This window comes from Mesorhizobium sp. M2D.F.Ca.ET.226.01.1.1, assembly GCF_004022705.2.
In the GTDB taxonomy this organism is placed as follows: domain Bacteria; phylum Pseudomonadota; class Alphaproteobacteria; order Rhizobiales; family Rhizobiaceae; genus Mesorhizobium.
This window is the reverse complement of the sequence record NZ_RZOY02000003.1, coordinates 320525-336055: the sequence shown is the minus strand read 5'-3', so window position 1 is coordinate 336055 and position 15531 is coordinate 320525. Positions and strand designations below refer to the sequence as shown.

The window sequence follows — 15531 nt, the reverse complement described above, 5'->3', positions numbered from 1 at the left end:
GTTGCCATGGCGGCCTTATGGGGTTAACGGGTGCGCGACAAAAGCGTGCCTTCGGACAGCAGGGACTGGACTATGGGCAAGGTAACAGGCTTTCTCGAGATCGACCGGCAGGTGCACAAGTACCAGCCGGCCTCCGACCGCATCCGGCATTTCCGCGAATTCACGCTGCCGATGTCGGACAAGGAGGTCGAAAAACAGGCCGCGCGCTGCATGGATTGCGGCATTCCGTTCTGCCACGGGCCGACCGGCTGCCCAATCCACAACCAGATCCCGGACTGGAACGACCTCGTCTACAATGGCGACTGGGGCAGCGCGATCCGCAACCTGCATTCGACCAACAATTTCCCGGAGTTCACCGGCCGCATCTGCCCGGCGCCCTGCGAGGAAGCCTGCACGCTGAACCTCGAGGACATACCGGTCGCCATCAAGACGGTCGAGCAGGCGATCGCCGACAAGGCCTATGAGACCGGCCATATCCGGCCTTATCCGCCGGAGAAGAAGACCGGCAAGCGGGTCGCCGTCATCGGTTCAGGCCCGGCCGGCATGTCGGCGGCGCAGCAGCTCGGCCGCGCCGGCCACGACGTGCATGTCTATGAGCGCGAGAGCCGCCCGGGCGGGCTGATGCGCTACGGCATTCCGGACTTCAAGATCGAGAAGCACTATATCGACCGGCGCATCGAGCAGATGCAGGGCGAGGGCGTCACTTTCCATTGCGGCGTCAATGTCGGCGTCGACATGAAGGTGGCCGATCTCATCGAGGAATTCGACGCCGTGCTCTATTGCGGCGGCTCCGAAACGCCGCGGCCGGCCGGCATCCCGGGCAGTGACCTCAGCGGCGTCTATGACGCCATGCCCTATCTGGTGCAGCAGAACCGTCGCGTCGGCGGCGAACCGATCCAGTCGGTGGCCTGGCCCTCGCACCCGATCATCGCCGGTGGCCAGCATGTCGTCGTGGTCGGCGGCGGCGACACCGCGTCCGACTGCATCGGCACCGCGTTTCGCCAGGGCGCGGTGCGCGTGACGCAGCTCGACATCCGCCCGCAGCCGCCCGAGAAGGAAGACAAGCTCGCGGTATGGCCCTACTGGGCGACCAAGATGCGTACGTCCTCCTCGCAAGCCGAGGGCGCCGAGCGCGAATTCCAGGTGGCGACGCTCGAATTCATCGGTGAGGATGGCCAGCTGACCGGCGTGCGCTGCTGCGAGGTCGACGACAAGCGCAAGCCGATCGCCGGCACCGAGTTCGTCATCCGCGCCGACTTAGCCTTCATCGCCATCGGCTTTGCCGGACCGGCGAGCGACAGCCTGATGAAGGAGCTCGACGGCAAGATCAAGGTCGCCACCGACATCCGCCGCTCGAACAATGTCGCGGCGAACGACCGCGACTACCGGACCAGCGTCGACAAGCTCTATGCCGCGGGCGACGTGCGCCGCGGGCAGTCGCTGGTGGTATGGGCGATCCGCGAGGGCCGCCAGGCGGCCCGCTCGATCGACGAGGCGTTGATGGGATCGACGGTGCTGCCGCGCTGAGACCGTTTGGAAATTCCACACCTGCGGCTCGCCGCAGGTGTTCTCGTTGCGACCAACCTACTGATTGACGCCCGTGGCGGTACCCGGCTGAGCGGCGGCGGTCGCCGGTGGCTTCGGCGGCCAGGTGAAATCGTCGGCGCGGCCGGGTGATGCCGCCGGCGCCTTGCCTTGGACGATCAGTTTTTCGCCGGGTAGATTCGGATCGGCCCTGGTCGGCTGGGTTGCGCCAAGCAGTTCCGTGCCGCCGTCGAGCGACGGGTCGCCGAGCAGCATCGGCGCGGTGCGGTCGACGATGACGGGCGCTGCGGACGGCTTCGACGCCTCGACCGGCTCGCCCGTCGGCGCCGACAGGGTGGTGATGCTGCCGGGCGCCGCCAGTCCGAGGATCTTGGCCAGCGGCTTTTCGGTATAGAAGGCAAGCTTGCGCTTGCCGGCCTTGGTGACGTTGATGCCGTCGTCGGAGCGCAGGCGCACCGGCTGGCCGTTGATGTCGGGGCCGGAGGTGACGAAAGCGCCGCTCTCGTCGACGAAACCGTCCCAGACATCGACGAACTCGCCGCCGTGGCTTTGCGCGACCGAGTGATAGATGTCGTTGAAGGCAAGCATGTCGGAGTTCATCTTCGACACACGGAAAGCCGGCATGCCGACCCACAGGAACGGCACTTTGCTGTCCTCAAGGGCCTTGCCCAGCGCCTCGGTGCGGCGCTCATATTCCTTGGTCCAGTTCTCCGAGCGCGGCTGCTCGCGCACGTCGCCGACCTTCATCTGCTGCCGATCGTTGGAGCCCAGCATGACGATCACGGCGGCCGGCTTCTCGGTCTCGATCAGCGACTTGATCTCGACCGGCCAGTTGTAGACGTCGTCGCGCACGAAGCCGGACGAACCGTTGGCGCGCGCGACGATCCTGACCGCGGGATTGTCGGCAAAAGCGGTGTCCAGGCCTTCGGCGAGCCCGCCCGCCAGGAAATCGCCGACCACCAGCACGACGCGGGCGTCGTTCGTCTTCTCGACAACCGGCGTTTCCGGCTCCGCCGGCGGACGCGGTTTGGCTTTCTTCTTCGGTTTCGGCCTCGGGTTCTCGACTTCGAAGGGCGGCTCGATGCGTTCGCTGCGGCGCGGGAACAGAAGGTCGCGCAGCGACCAGCCATGGCTCTGTTCCTGCGCGAATGCGGGAGTGTGGAAGGCTCCGGCGGCGGTGACGGCAAGCACGGCAAGGGCGAGAATCAGGATCGGCGCCCGGCGAATGCCCTGCCTGATACGCGCGACCGAAACCAAACACCTCTCCATCCCTTGGCGCATGGCTCAAGGCCACGCACAGGTGTGAAGCCGCTCCAGCATCCGTGCCGTCTGTTATAGGATGCCCGGCGCTTCCGCTGGCTCTACTGCTTGCGGAGCCATTTGAGCACTTCCATGCTCGGATAGCCATCCTGGGTCAAGCCGACCTTGGCCTGATAGGCCATGATGGCGGCTTTCGAGCCATCGCCGATCTTGCCGTCGAACTTGCCCTCATAATAGCCGTGCTCGGAAAGCCGCTTCTGCAACTCCTGCCGCTCTTCGAAGCTAAGCTTGGTGAAAGGCCGCTGCCAGTCCTGCACCAGGCCGGAGCCGCCGGCGATCTCATCGGCCAGAAGGCCGACGGCCAAAGCGTATTTGTCGGCGTTGTTGTAGGCCTTGATGACCGAGAAGTTCCTGATCATCAGGAAGGCCGGGCCGCCCCTGCCGTCGGGCACCTTCAGCGTCGCCTTGTCGGTCAGGTTCTTGAACGGCTTGCCGCTGGCCCTGACGACGCCGAGCGCCTGCCACTGGGCGATCGTCTTGGCTCCGCCAGGAAGTTTGCCGGCCGGGATGGTGACCTCATAGCCCCAGGTCTTGCCGGCCTGCCAGCCGTTTTTCTTGAGCAGGTTGGCGGAGGTCGCCAGCGCGTCGGGGATAGAATTCCAGATGTCGCGCTTGCCGTTGCCGTCCATGTCGACCGCATAACGCTGATAGCTGGTCGGGATGAACTGCGTCTGGCCCATCGCGCCGGCCCAGGAACCCATCAGATGGCTCTCGTCGATGTCGCCGGTCTGCAGGATCTTCAAGGCCGCGATCAACTGGGTGCGGGCGTATTTCGAACGTTTCGGATCGCCATAGGCAAGCGTCGCCAGTGAACGGACGACGTTGCGCATGATGTCGTCGCGCTTGAGCGTCTCGCCATAGTTCGATTCCATCGACCAGATGGCCAGAAGGATGTTGCGGTCGACACCGAACCGCGCCTCGATTCGATCGAGCCACGGCTTCCACTTCTTCGCCATCGCCTGGCCGTTGGCCACCGACTGGTCATGCACGCGATTGTCGAAATAATCCCAGGCGGGCGCGGTGAATTCCGGCTGCGTTTGGGCCTTTTCAAGAACGACCGGGTCGGGCTCGATGCCTCTCATAGCCTGATCGTAGACAGCGCCCGAAACGCCGCCCGCGACGGCGGTGGCGCGGAAGCCCGCAACCCACTGGCGAAAGCCGGCATCGGCGAAAGCGGGTCCGGCGGGCATCAGCAAGGCCAGCGTGAGGCCGGCAGCCGTTGCGAGGGCCGTCAGGCGCCTGGCCGTGTTTCGAACCGACATCATTTCCTCCTTCGTCAAATCAGGAAGGATCATTCAACGCCGAACCGGGTTAGTATTTAGTTTACCATAGGTGCCGCGGGGAACGAAAAGAGGTGTCGCCGCTTTTAGCTCTCACATTCAATTCGCCGGTTTCGTAGTCCAACATTCCGGCACGAAAATGATTCCGGCGTGAAAATGAATCCGCCGGGAAAATGTCCGGGGGGATTGCGGAGCACATCGCCGAGCGGATAATTGGCCGAAAACGCAGGGGTGTCAGCATGAAGCGCGTTCGCAAGGCAGTTTTTCCGGTCGCCGGCCTCGGCACGCGGTTTCTTCCGGCCACCAAGGCCATTCCGAAGGAAATGCTGACCGTCGTCGACCGGCCGGTCATCCAATATGTGGTCGATGAGGCGCGCGAGGCCGGCATCGAGCATTTCATCTTCGTGACCGGGCGCAACAAGGCGGTCATCGAGGACCATTTCGACGTCCAGTTCGAGCTCTATGACACGCTCGCCCAGCGCGGCAAGGACGACCAGCTCGCCCGACTGCAGCGGCTGCAGCCGGCGCCGGGACAGACGAGCTTCACACGCCAGCAGGTGCCGATGGGTCTCGGCCACGCCGTCTGGTGCGCCCGCGAGCTGGTCGGCGACGAACCCTTCGCGCTGCTTTTGCCGGACATGATCATGCAGTCGGAAAAGAGCTGCATGAAGGACATGGTCGAACTCTATGCCGAGACCGGCAACAACATCATCGCCGTGCAGGAATGCGACCCGGCCGAAGCGCATAAATACGGCATCGTCGGCCGCGGCGAGGACACCCATCACGGCTTCCGCATCACGAGCATGGTGGAAAAGCCGAAGCAGGGCACGGCGCCCTCGAACCTCTTCATCAACGGCCGCTATATCCTGCAGCCGGAAATCTTCGGCATCTTGGAAAGCCAGGAACGCGGCGCCGGCAACGAGATCCAGCTGACCGACGCGATGCTGAAGCTGGAGAAGCAGCAGCCTTTCTACGGCTATCATTACAAAGGACGCACCTTCGACTGCGGCTCGCCGGAAGGGTTCGTCGAGGCCAATGTCGCCTTCGCGCTGTGGCGCAGTGACATGAATGGAAGCATGGCCGGCGTCATCCGCACGCTGCTGGACGAGGTGCGGCCGGCGGAGCGCCGCGGCGCCGCGTTCTAGCCTATGCCGATATTCAGGTGAGGCCGGTCTGCGAACGGCAGGTTCCTGCGCTTCCGGTGCTCACGTACTTTGAGTACGCTCCGCTCCGGTTCTCGGAACCTACCGTTCTCGTCTCGGCCTGACCTGAATCTCGGCATAGGCCTGGGCCATTGCCACTAATCATCACCGCTGAACCTTCAGCCCAAGATAGACGCTGTTGGCGGTGTAGTCGCGGCCGGGCAGGTTGCTGGTCAGCTTCTCCGTCCTGACCCTTGTGGTAAGGCCGGCATAGCGGTTCAGCCACCATGTCAGGCCGGCTTCGGCGCTGAGGATCATGTCGTGGCCGTCGGAGCCGGTGTAATCGCGCCAATCGAGGCCAAGCGCGGTATTCGCCGTCAGATTGGCGCGGATCTGCCGCTCGCCGGTCAGTCGGCCGGAGTAAAGGATGTCGCCGCTCTGACCCGCCGTCGTCGTGGTTTCGACATTGGTCTTTCCGGTGAGCCCGATGGTGGTGCCGCGCTCGGGCGACCATTTGAGATCCGCATTGATGCTCGGGCCCGCCACGGCCGGAAGGCGGCTGTCGTCAATGGCCTCGCGCAACCAGCCGGCGGAAAACTCGCCGGACAGCTTCTCGCCCATGTCGAGCTCGAGGCCGGCGCGTGCGCCAAGCCTGGTCGAGGATCGCTCGAAGCCATCGGTGTCGACGCGCAAGTCATAGATGCGCCGCCCGGCCTCGACCTCTGTGAAAGGCGTCAGCGCCGGCGATATCTGATAGCCGGTGCGCAAGGTCGCCGTGTAGAGCGTGGAGTCGCGATCCTTCTGCGACACGGTCGTGCCGTTGGAGAGCTCGGCGTCCCCGTAGAAATCATGCGAGACAGCGCCGGTCAGCGCGTAACGCATCTTGCCGACAGTCTTTTCGAGACCGAGGCTGCCGTCCACGGTCTGGCGCAACGGCTGCGAGGTGACGCCAGCGATCGCGTCCGGCGAAGAGGCCGATTCGGGCGCCGCCTCGTAGCCTAGCTTGGCGATTGCGCGCAGTTCGTTGTCGAGATCGACATTGAGCTGGCCTTCGATGCGGCCCTGCGCGTCGTTGATCTTTTGGCCCGAAACAGTGTTGCGGAACTGGCCGTAACCGGTGATCAAGGCCGAATTCTCGCGCCAGTCGGAAGTCGCGGTGAAACGCAGCGCCGTCTCGGACAGGACGGCGGATTTGCCGGTGCTGCTGGCATCGGCATTGGACGTCGCGGTGAAACCCTGCTCGAGCGTCGGGCGGAACAGAAAGGTGCCGATCCTGACACCGGGGGCGGCGAACAGATCGTCCTCGGGCTTGACCTTTTGCCCATCGATCGAACCGGTGCGCTCCTGGCCCGGGTCGAGCTTCTGCCTGTCGACGCTATCGATGGTGACGGCGCGGCGATTGGTATCCGTCTCATCGGTGGCGGTGTCGTCGTTCCGATTGCCGGTGGCGGCGGTCGCGGCCGTGGTCGTGCTGTCCGTCGCCGCGCCCGGCTTCTTCTTGGCCTTTTTCTTGTCGGCGGTCTTGGTGCCGGCCTTGGTGTCCTGAGTGCCAGCCTTGGCGTCCTGAGCGCGCCGCTTCGCCGTCGAAGGCCGGCGCGACTTTGCCGGCGCCGTCGTGTCGGCCGGGGAGGCGTCGGTCGCCTGCGGCTGGTCGAAGATGCTGTCGGCTGTGGCCGCCTGGTCGTCATCCGGAACGGCGCCGGGGCTTGCCGGCTGGTACGTCGTCGGTGCCGTGTCCTGGGCGGCCACGGCCGCGGGCGCATTCTGGCCCTGCGATCCTTGCGCCCGCAACTGCCTCGCCTTGCGCTGCTGGTCGGCGAGGATCGCCGATTCGGAAACCTCGCCGCGCAGCTCGGTTTCCTGGGAAAATGCCGGCGCCGGGCGCAGCATTGCAATGGCGCTCGCCGTCAACAGCAGTGCTGCAACGGCGATGCCCCTTCGACCTATTTTCGTTTCAGGCTGGCCCCCGGACATCGTCACCACTGCTTGCGCGGCGCGGTTGCGCCATACTTACCGAACCGTAAATGCGGATGGTTAACGGAGGGTTGAGACAGACTGCCCGTGCTGCCCGCAAACGAGCGCAACCGGCAATTCCGTTGGACAGGCGGGCGACATGGCGCTAATGGCTTCTGCCATGCATGCGGGGTCCCCAGAAAGAAGGCAGCCGGACAGGCAGGCTGCGATCGAATCGGCGCTGAGAACGGTAGCGACGGAGCAGGCCGGTGTCGCGGCGCTTGGCGCTGCGCTCGCGGACGGGCTGGCCGAGCCGTTCGCCCGTGCCATCGACCTGATTTCCCATATCGAAGGCCGCGTCATCGTCACCGGCGTCGGCAAGAGCGGCCATATCGGCTCCAAGATTGCCGCGACGCTTGCCTCGACCGGAACGCCCGCCTTCTTCGTCCATTCGGCGGAGGCCAATCACGGCGATCTCGGCATGATCGCCAAGGACGACGCCATCATCGCCATGTCGTGGTCGGGCGAGACCAAGGAACTGATGGGTATCGTCGCCTATTCGAGGCGGTTCTCGATCCCGCTGATCGCCATCACTTCCGGGGAGAACTCTGCACTGGCGCGAGCGGCGGACGTTGTCTTGCTGCTGCCGATCGTGCCGGAAGCCTGTCCACACGGGCTGGCACCGACGACGTCGACGCTTCTGCAACTGGTCATGGGGGATGCGCTGGCGATCGCCCTGCTCGAGGCGCGCGGTTTCACGCCCGATCACTTCCGGACTCTGCACCCGGGTGGGCAGCTCGGCGCCAATCTGACACTGGTCTCGGAGATCATGCGGATTGGCGACCAGATTCCGCTGGCCCTGCTCGGCACCAAGATGCCGGAAGCGGTGATGACGCTGTCGCAGAAGAAAGTCGGTTGCGTCTGCATCGTCGATGCCGGCGGCAAACTGGTCGGGATCGTCACCGATGGCGACGTCGCGCGCAATCTGCACCGCAACCTGGCCGACGTCACCGTCGACGAGGTCATGACCCGCACGCCCAAGACGATCGATCCGCAGACGCTCGCGGGCACCGCGATCGCCATGCTCAACGAGCACAATATCGGCGCGCTGGTCGTGATCAAAAACAAAATGCCGGTGGGCGTGGTTCACTTCCACGATCTGCTGCGTATCGGTGCAGCTTAACGCCGAGGATTTTAGGCTGAACCGGCCTGAAACCCCAATCTTTCTCGCCTTAAATTGCCTCGACCGTCAACTCAAGATCGGTATCCGCGGCTCCCGTCACGCGCACCTGCGCGCCGACCGGCAGGTCGGGACCGGAGACGCGCCAGAGCGTATCGCCCAGCCGGATGCGGCCGCGGCCGTTCTTGATCGGCTCGGCCAATGTCGCCGTGCGGCCGACCATCTGCGCGCCGCGGCGGTTGAGCAGCGGCTGGTCGACGCTGCCCTGTCGGCCAACGGCGATCTGCCTGCCGACATAGGCCGAGACCACGGCGAGCACGAGGAAGGCAAGGACCTGGACCTGCCAGGTCCAGAAGGCGGCGTCCCAGATCGTCAGCGACATCGCGCCGATGATGAGGGCCGCGATGCCGATCCACAGCATGAACACGCCGGGCGCCACGACTTCCATCACCAGGAGCACGATGCCGAGAACCATCCAGTTCCACGGGCCGAGTTCCGAAACGATGCGGTCGATCATTGATGGTCTCCCACAGAGTTAGATGATCAGCTGTCGGTCTGCCGCACGACCGGCGGCCGCGAGCCTTGCCGCGGCGTGCCGGAAGAGCCGTCGCCCTTGAAAACTTCGCGGGCTATCTCGCCGATGCCGCCGAGCGTGCCGATCAGCGACGAAGCCTCCAGCGGCATCAGCACCACCTTGCTGTTGGTGGCCGATCCAATCCTGGTCAGCGCCTCGGTGTATTTCTGGGCGATAAAGTAGTTGAGCGCCTGAACGTCGCCCTTGGCGATTGCCTCCGACACCACCTGTGTGGCCTTGGCTTCGGCTTCGGCAGAACGCTCGCGTGCCTCGGCGTCGCGGAAGGCGGCTTCCCTACGGCCCTCGGCCTCGAGGATCTGCGATTGCTTCAAGCCCTCGGCGGCGAGGATCTGGGCGCGCTTGTTGCGCTCGGCGGTCATCTGACGGCCCATCGACTCGATCAGGTTGGCAGGCGGGTTGATGTCCTTGATCTCGACGCGGGTGATCTTGATGCCCCAGGGATGCGCCGCCTCATCGACGACACGCAGCAGGCGCTCGTTGATGGCGTCGCGGTTGGACAGCAGTTCGTCGAGGTCCATCGAACCCATGACGGTACGGATGTTGGTCATGGTCAGGTTCAAGATGGCGTTCTGCAGGCCGGAAACCTGGTAGGCGGCCTGCGCCGCATTGAGAATCTGGAAGAAGGCGATGCCGTCGACGCCGACGATGGCGTTGTCGCGGGTGATGATCTCCTGCGTGGGGACATCCAGCACCTGCTCCATCATGTTCATCTTGGCGCCGATGCGCTCGAAGATGGGGTTGATGATGTTGAGGCCGGGGGTCAGCGTCTTGGTGTACCGCCCGAAGCGTTCCACCGTGTAATTATAGCCTTGCGGCACCGTCTTGATGCCTTTGAAAAGAAGAATGATGACAAGGAAAACAAGGACAATGATTGCAATATCGAAACCGCTAAAGCCCATTTCGTATCTCCCTCAATAGGCACCGACTTCACGGAATCACTTAAGTGTGTTTCCGCAACGTTACAATCAGGTGATCGCTAATATTGGTTAGCAGCGGGTTTTGCGCACCGCTTTCAGGCCCGACAGTGAAGCCGGTCACACCCAGCCGGAAAGCTCGCGCCGCACCAGCGCCTCGACCACGGCCATGCCCTCGGCGCTGTCGTTGAGGCAGGGGATATGGGCGAAATTCCTGCCGCCGGCGTGATGGAAGGTCTCGGCCGCCTCGCGGCCGATCTCGTCCAGCGTCTCGATGCAGTCGACGGAAAAGCCGGGATTGACGATGGCGATCGATTTCACGCCGTCCTTGGCCAGCTTCTCGACGGTGACGTCGGTATAGGGCTGCAGCCATTCCTGCGCGCCGAAACGCGACTGGAAAGTGGTGATGAGCTTGTTCTCGCCCCAGCCGAGCCTCGCCCGTAGCAGCCGCGTCGTTTCAAGGCAGTGCGACCGATAGGGATCGCCCTTGTCGGAATAGGGTTTGGGGATGCCGTGATAGGAGGTGATCACCACTTCCGGCTCGAAATCAAGTGTGGCCAGGTGCTTCTCGATCGAACGTGCCAGCGCCTCGATATAGACCGGTTCGTCATAATAGGGCGGCACGCTGCGGATCGCCGGCGCATGCCTGATCTTCATCAGCGCGCGGAACAACTGGTCGTTGGCGGTCGCCGTCGTCGTCGCCGAATATTGCGGATAGAGCGGAAAGGTCAGGATGCGCTCGCAGCCCTGCCCGACCAGTCTTTGAGCGACGCTTGCCGTCGAGGGATTGCCGTAGCGCATTGCCCAGTCGACCACCACGTCGGGCAGGTCGGTGAGCGCGGCTGCCAGCTTCTGACTTTGAGCGCGGGTGAATGTGCGCAGCGGCGACTCGTTCTTCTCCCGGTTCCAGATCCTGGCATAGTTGGCGCCGGATTTTTTAGGACGGGTGGTCAGCACAAGCCCGTAAAGGATCGGATACCAGATCGCCTTGTTGAGCTCGATGACGCGCGGGTCGGAGAGGAATTCCCTGAGATACCGCCACATCGGCTTGAAGTCGGTGCCGTCGGGCGTACCGAGATTGACCAGCATGATGCCGATCCTGCCCGGTTTGACAGGCGCGGCTTTGGCGGACAGCGGACCGACAGCCTCGGCGGCTTTGGCATCGGTGGGGCTGGCAAGCGTCATGAACGGTCTCCGGTAGCGCCGCGAAACTAGCGATGCCCTGCCGGTTTTCAATGCTGCGTCTGGCCGCACCTTATCGCGTTCGGGCCTGGAAAAGGAACACCCGCCCGGTCGCCCGGGCGGCTGTGATGTAGTTCCGGCGGGAAGTTACTTCGCAGCCGGCGGAATGGTCAGCGTCGCCCCGAGCGGCAGGCGACGCGGCTTATAGTCCTTATTGGCCTCGGAGATGAGTTTCCACTTGGTGGCGTCGCCATAGGCTTTCTTGGCCAGGTCCCAATAGGTATCGCCAGCGGCGACGGTGTGGCTGGTCTCGGCGGGCTTGGCTTCCGCCGGCTTGGCCGGCTCGGCGGTCGGGGCAGGGGCCGGCGTTGCCGGGGCGGCCTCGGCTGGCTTTGCCGGTTCCGCGGCGGGCGCCGCGGGCGCGGTCTCGGCCGGAACGGCTGGTGGCGTACCGGCAATGTCGCTCGAGCCGGAAGGCAGCGCCGGCATCGCGGATTCACCGGTCGCGGGCGCCGCCTCGGCCGGCTTTGCCGGTTGCGCCGCGGGTGCCGGCGCCGTCGCGGCAGGCGCCGGTTCCGCAGGCTTGGCGGGTTCCGCTGCCGCCGTCGTTGCCGCAATCTCGGTGATGCGGCCGTCGAGCTTCGGCGTGTAGGGCCGATGCGTGCCGAGATAATCGGCTACCACCTGCTCGAGGCCTGGGCCGTAGTCATAGGCGTCCGTCGCTTTCTCGGCGAAGACCTTGTAGCCGTCGCCGCCCTGGCGGACGTAGTTGTTGGTGGCGACGAGATACTGCTTGTCCGGTTTGATCGGCGCCCAGGCGCCGTTCTCCATCACCTCGACCGATTTGACGCGGCCGGTATTGGGCGCGACCGATTTATCGAAGGAGTATTTCAGGCCGGCAATCTGCGGGAAACGGCCGGCGCCGTCCTCGATCTGGCTGAGACCGCTTTCGAGGCCCGCGACCAGGTCCTTGCCCGAGATCTTGAAAGTCGCCAGCGTGTTCTGGAACGGCAGTACGGTTAGCACCTCGCCCATGGTCACCGTGCCCTGGTCGATCGAGGCGCGCAGGCCGCCGCCGTTCGAGATGGCGATCTCGACGCCCTGGCCCTTGGTGCGGTCGAGGATGGCGTCGGAGACGAGATTGCCCATCTCGCATTCGCGCGCCCGGCAATTCTCGCGGCTGCCGTCGATCGCCTTGGTGGTCTCGGCCACCTCCTCGTTTTTCAGCGCCTCGATCGGCGCGCCAAGTTCCTTGATGCGGGCAACCACGGCGGGATCGGGCGTGATCGACTTGTCGAGATGGATCGGGGCGCCGCTGGCTTCCTTGACGACGCCGTTGTCGTCGAACACGACCTTGAACTCGCCGAGATATTTCGAATAGGACGCGGCCTGCACCACCGGCACCTTGGAGCCGTCGGGGTTGTCGACCATCGTCGGGTACGGCCCCTCGGCTTTCGGATCGGTGTTCGACAGAAGCGTATGGCTGTGGCCGCCGACCACCACGTCGATGCCCGGGATTTTCGCGATAACGTCCCGCTCGCGCCTGTAGCCGATATGGGTGACCGCGATGATCTTGTTGATGCCCTGCGCCTTGAGCTTTTCGACCTCCGCCGTGATCGACTTGACGTCGTCGGCGATGGCGATGTTCGGACCGGGCGAGGCGAGCTCGGGCGTGTCGTTGGTGACGGCGCCGATGATGCCGATCTTCTGGCCGCCGACCTCGACGACGATCGACGGCTTGAGCTTGCCGGCGGCCCCGGACTTGTCGTTGGGCATGACATTGGCGCTGACGATCGGGAACTTCGCCTTGTCGAGGTACGGCACAAGCGCGGTCTCGCCGTCGTCGAATTCATGATTGCCGAGCGTCACCGCGTCGGGCTTGATCTGGTTGAGGAACTCCTCTTCCACGGCGCCCTTGTAGGTGGTGTAGAACAGCGAGCCCTGGAAGCTGTCGCCGGCATTGAGCAAGAGCACGTTCTGCCCTTCGAGCTTCTTGCGCTCTTGCGCGATCGCGGTGATCAGCCGGCCGGCGCCGCCGATGCATTCGCCCTTGGTCTCCTCTTCGGCCGAACAGGTGGACTCGTATTTGTTGTTGCCTTCGATGCGGCTGTGCCAATCGTTGAAATGCAGGATGTTCAGCGTGTAGTCGGCAAAAGATACGCCGGCCGACAGGCCAAGCGTCGAGGCGGACAGGGCTAGGATGGCGGCAATCTTCTTCATCTTCGTCTCCCGGATAAGCTGACTTCAAGGTGCTTAAAGCGCGCGCTTGACTGGAAAATAACAGTCAGCTCCGGGTCATGTTCACATCGGGTTCCGGCCGATGCAAGCACAAATCAGGGAGATGTTTGCCGGCATAGAAAAAGGACGGCGGCTTGCGCCGCTGTCCTTATCGGATGGATGTCTGCGAGCCTCAGGCCCGACGCGTCAGCACGAAATTCTGGCCGCTGGCGCTGGTGCAGTTGAGCTGGCTGATTGAGACCATCAGGCAGTTGAAGCTGACCGGCGTCTGGCGGATCAGCGAGGTGCCGTGGATCTCGACCGAGGTCGGTCCGGTCATGGTGTAGCTGCCTTCCGACAGCTTCTGGCCTGTGTCGGTGGCGACCGTGGTGAAGTTGCCGGCCGCGAAGGTCGACAGGCCCGTGCCCTTGGCGTCGATCCAGTTGCCCTCGACGCCCTTCGGCGCGGCAGAGGCCGGTGGTTCCGAAGGCCCGGTGGTGGTGCAGGCGGCCGCAGCCAGCAGGCTTGCCGCGGCGCCCGCCGAAAGCAGTTTGCGCGCAATGGTCATTTTTGAAAATCCTCTCCTCAGTCCGCTCCCTTCAATCGCCCGATTTCCGGGCGATTGCAAGGCGGTGAGGGTTGTCAACCTGCCTGCTATCGCACCAGAATGTTGCGGAACTGCCACGGATCATCCTTGTCCAGATCCTCCGGGAAGAGACCCGGCCGGTTATCGAGTGGCGTCCAATCGGTGTAGTAGCCTCTGACCGGCCCGAGATAGGGCGACTGGACTTCGAGGCAGCGCCGGTAGTTCATCTCGTCGGCTTCGACGATGCCGGCTGTCGGATTCTCCAGCGCCCAGACCATGCCGGCAAGCACCGCCGACGTGACCTGCAGGCCGGTGGCGTTCTGATAGGGGGCGAGCTTGCGCGCCTCGGACAGCGACAGCTGCGAGCCATACCAGTAGGCGTTCTTGTCGTGGCCGTAGAGCAGCACGCCGAGCTCGTCGATGCCGTCGACCAGCTCGTTCTCGTCGAGCACGTGGTGGACCGGCTGCGGCTTGCCGGCGGCGCCGAACATCTCGTCCAGCGACAGCAAGGCGTCGTTGCAGGGATGGTAGGCGTAGTGGCAGGTCGGGCGATATTGGACCTTGCCCTTCTTCGAGCGCACGGTGAAGAAGTCGGCGATCGAGATCGACTCGTTATGGGTCACCAGCAGGCCGTATTGCGCGCCCGGCGTCGGGCACCAACTGCGCACGCGCGTGTTGGCGCCGGGCTGCTCGAGATAGATCGCCGCCTTGGAGCCGTGCTTGTGCTTCTTGCCGTTTTTCGGCATCCAGTTTTCATGCGTGCCCCAGCCGAGCTCGGCCGGCTGCAGGCCTTCCGAGATGAAGCCCTCGACCGACCAGGTGTTCCAGAACACGTCCATCGGCTTCGGCTTCTTGGTGCGCTGGGTGTCGCGCTCGGCGATATGGATGCCCTTGACCCCGGCCTTCTTCATCAATTTGGCCCAGCCCTCGCGGTCTTCCTGCGTGGGCTCCGAAAACTCGAGACCGAGATCGGTGGCAAGGTTGACCAACGCCTTTTTGACGAACCACGAGACCATGCCCGGGTTCGCGCCGCAAGTGGAGATCGCCGTCGGGCCGCCCGGCTTGTCATGCTTTTCCTTGATCATCGCCTCGCGCAGCGCGTAGTTGGAGCGGCTGGCATTGTCGGCCGTGGCGTCGAAATAGAAGCCGAGCCACGGCTCGACGACGGTATCGATGTAGAGCACGCCGAGCTTGCGGCACAATTTCATCAGATCGACCGAGCCGGTGTCGACCGACAGGTTGACGCAAAAGCCCTGGCCGCTGCCGTTGGTCAGAAGCGGCGTGAGCAGCTTCTTGTAGTTCTTCTCGGTCACCGCTTCCTGGACGAAAGCGATGCCGCGCTCGTCGAGCAGCTTGCGGTCGGTGTCGAGCGGGTCGATGACAGTCATGCGGGACTTGTCGAACTTGAAATGGCGCTCGATCAGCGGCAGCGTTCCCCGCCCGATCGACCCGAAGCCGATCATCACGACAGGACCGGTGATTTCACCGTAAACGGGCCAGTTTTCATTCGCCATTTTTTCGCACACTCCTTCAAACACGCGCAAAACCGGGCGCCTTTCGCCCGACGGCCAAGCGCTACACCACAGATCATTGTCATAAACCAGCGAAAATCGCCAA

General features: G+C 64.0%; 12 protein-coding genes. 3 read left to right on the top strand and 9 right to left on the bottom strand.

Going from position 1 to position 15531, the window contains the following annotated elements; all coding sequences use genetic code 11:
* The first annotated feature begins 72 nt into the window (after nucleotides 1-72).
* The gene (locus EN869_RS09040) at nucleotides 73-1527 is read left to right on the top strand and encodes a glutamate synthase subunit beta (protein ID WP_127225688.1); all 1455 of its coding nucleotides are present in this window, start codon (nucleotides 73-75) and stop codon (nucleotides 1525-1527) included.
* Nucleotides 1528-1584: 57 nt separating this feature from the next.
* Here the strand turns inward: EN869_RS09040 and EN869_RS09035 are convergent, their stop codons facing one another.
* Entirely contained in the window at nucleotides 1585-2802 is a 1218-nt protein-coding gene (locus EN869_RS09035; protein WP_127225689.1) for a DUF459 domain-containing protein, read from the bottom strand.
* 104 nt (nucleotides 2803-2906) lie between these two features.
* On the bottom strand, nucleotides 2907-4127 hold the full coding sequence (locus tag EN869_RS09030; protein ID WP_127225690.1) for a lytic murein transglycosylase: 1221 nt from the start codon (nucleotides 4125-4127) through the stop codon (nucleotides 2907-2909).
* Between the two features lie 257 nt (nucleotides 4128-4384).
* On the opposite strand from EN869_RS09030, the gene galU reads away from it, so the two are divergent.
* The gene (gene galU, locus EN869_RS09025) at nucleotides 4385-5290 is read left to right on the top strand and encodes a UTP--glucose-1-phosphate uridylyltransferase GalU (RefSeq protein ID WP_127225691.1); all 906 of its coding nucleotides are present in this window, start codon (nucleotides 4385-4387) and stop codon (nucleotides 5288-5290) included.
* A 162-nt stretch (nucleotides 5291-5452) separates the two neighbouring features.
* On the opposite strand, the gene EN869_RS09020 is transcribed toward galU, so the two are convergent.
* Nucleotides 5453-7261 carry an outer membrane beta-barrel protein gene (locus EN869_RS09020; RefSeq protein WP_127225692.1) on the bottom strand — a complete coding sequence of 603 codons (1809 nt, stop codon included), beginning with the start codon at nucleotides 7259-7261 and terminating at the stop codon, nucleotides 5453-5455.
* Between the two features lie 160 nt (nucleotides 7262-7421).
* Between EN869_RS09020 and EN869_RS09015 the strand changes: the two genes are divergently transcribed.
* Complete coding sequence (locus tag EN869_RS09015; RefSeq protein ID WP_127225992.1) at nucleotides 7422-8423, top strand: KpsF/GutQ family sugar-phosphate isomerase; 1002 nt, start codon at nucleotides 7422-7424, stop codon at nucleotides 8421-8423.
* 49 nt (nucleotides 8424-8472) lie between these two features.
* Here the strand turns inward: EN869_RS09015 and EN869_RS09010 are convergent, their stop codons facing one another.
* The 6 genes from EN869_RS09010 to EN869_RS08985 all read right to left on the bottom strand — a co-directional run bounded on the left by EN869_RS09010 (nucleotide 8473) and on the right by EN869_RS08985 (nucleotide 15428).
* Nucleotides 8473-8937: an NfeD family protein gene (locus tag EN869_RS09010; RefSeq protein WP_127225693.1), complete on the bottom strand. Its 465-nt coding sequence runs from the start codon at nucleotides 8935-8937 to the stop codon at nucleotides 8473-8475.
* A gap of 26 nt (nucleotides 8938-8963) precedes the next feature.
* Nucleotides 8964-9914, bottom strand: coding sequence for an SPFH domain-containing protein (locus EN869_RS09005; protein ID WP_127225694.1), 951 nt, complete (start codon nucleotides 9912-9914; stop codon nucleotides 8964-8966).
* Nucleotides 9915-10049: 135 nt separating this feature from the next.
* Complete coding sequence (gene hemH, locus EN869_RS09000) at nucleotides 10050-11114, bottom strand: ferrochelatase (protein ID WP_127225695.1); 1065 nt, start codon at nucleotides 11112-11114, stop codon at nucleotides 10050-10052.
* A 144-nt stretch (nucleotides 11115-11258) separates the two neighbouring features.
* On the bottom strand, nucleotides 11259-13331 hold the full coding sequence (locus EN869_RS08995) for a bifunctional UDP-sugar hydrolase/5'-nucleotidase (RefSeq protein ID WP_127225696.1): 2073 nt from the start codon (nucleotides 13329-13331) through the stop codon (nucleotides 11259-11261).
* Nucleotides 13332-13521: 190 nt separating this feature from the next.
* Nucleotides 13522-13896, bottom strand: a complete 375-nt coding sequence (locus EN869_RS08990) for a hypothetical protein (RefSeq protein ID WP_127225697.1) — start codon at nucleotides 13894-13896, stop codon at nucleotides 13522-13524.
* 86 nt (nucleotides 13897-13982) lie between these two features.
* Nucleotides 13983-15428: a homospermidine synthase gene (locus EN869_RS08985; RefSeq protein WP_127225698.1), complete on the bottom strand. Its 1446-nt coding sequence runs from the start codon at nucleotides 15426-15428 to the stop codon at nucleotides 13983-13985.
* Nucleotides 15429-15531 lie beyond the last annotated feature (103 nt).

Excerpts from the sequence above, each read along its gene's own strand:
- EN869_RS09040 (WP_127225688.1), top strand. The coding sequence starts at position 73 with ATGGGCAAGGTAACAGGCTTTCTCGAGATCGACCGGCAGGTGCACAAG.
- EN869_RS09030 (WP_127225690.1), bottom strand. The coding sequence starts at position 4,127 with ATGTCGGTTCGAAACACGGCCAGGCGCCTGACGGCCCTCGCAACGGCT.
- galU (WP_127225691.1), top strand. The coding sequence starts at position 4,385 with ATGAAGCGCGTTCGCAAGGCAGTTTTTCCGGTCGCCGGCCTCGGCACG.
- EN869_RS09020 (WP_127225692.1), bottom strand. The coding sequence starts at position 7,261 with ATGTCCGGGGGCCAGCCTGAAACGAAAATAGGTCGAAGGGGCATCGCC.
- EN869_RS09015 (WP_127225992.1), top strand. The coding sequence starts at position 7,422 with ATGCATGCGGGGTCCCCAGAAAGAAGGCAGCCGGACAGGCAGGCTGCG.
- EN869_RS09010 (WP_127225693.1), bottom strand. The coding sequence starts at position 8,937 with ATGATCGACCGCATCGTTTCGGAACTCGGCCCGTGGAACTGGATGGTT.
- EN869_RS09005 (WP_127225694.1), bottom strand. The coding sequence starts at position 9,914 with ATGGGCTTTAGCGGTTTCGATATTGCAATCATTGTCCTTGTTTTCCTT.
- hemH (WP_127225695.1), bottom strand. The coding sequence starts at position 11,114 with ATGACGCTTGCCAGCCCCACCGATGCCAAAGCCGCCGAGGCTGTCGGT.
- EN869_RS08995 (WP_127225696.1), bottom strand. The coding sequence starts at position 13,331 with ATGAAGAAGATTGCCGCCATCCTAGCCCTGTCCGCCTCGACGCTTGGC.
- EN869_RS08990 (WP_127225697.1), bottom strand. The coding sequence starts at position 13,896 with ATGACCATTGCGCGCAAACTGCTTTCGGCGGGCGCCGCGGCAAGCCTG.
- EN869_RS08985 (WP_127225698.1), bottom strand. The coding sequence starts at position 15,428 with ATGGCGAATGAAAACTGGCCCGTTTACGGTGAAATCACCGGTCCTGTC.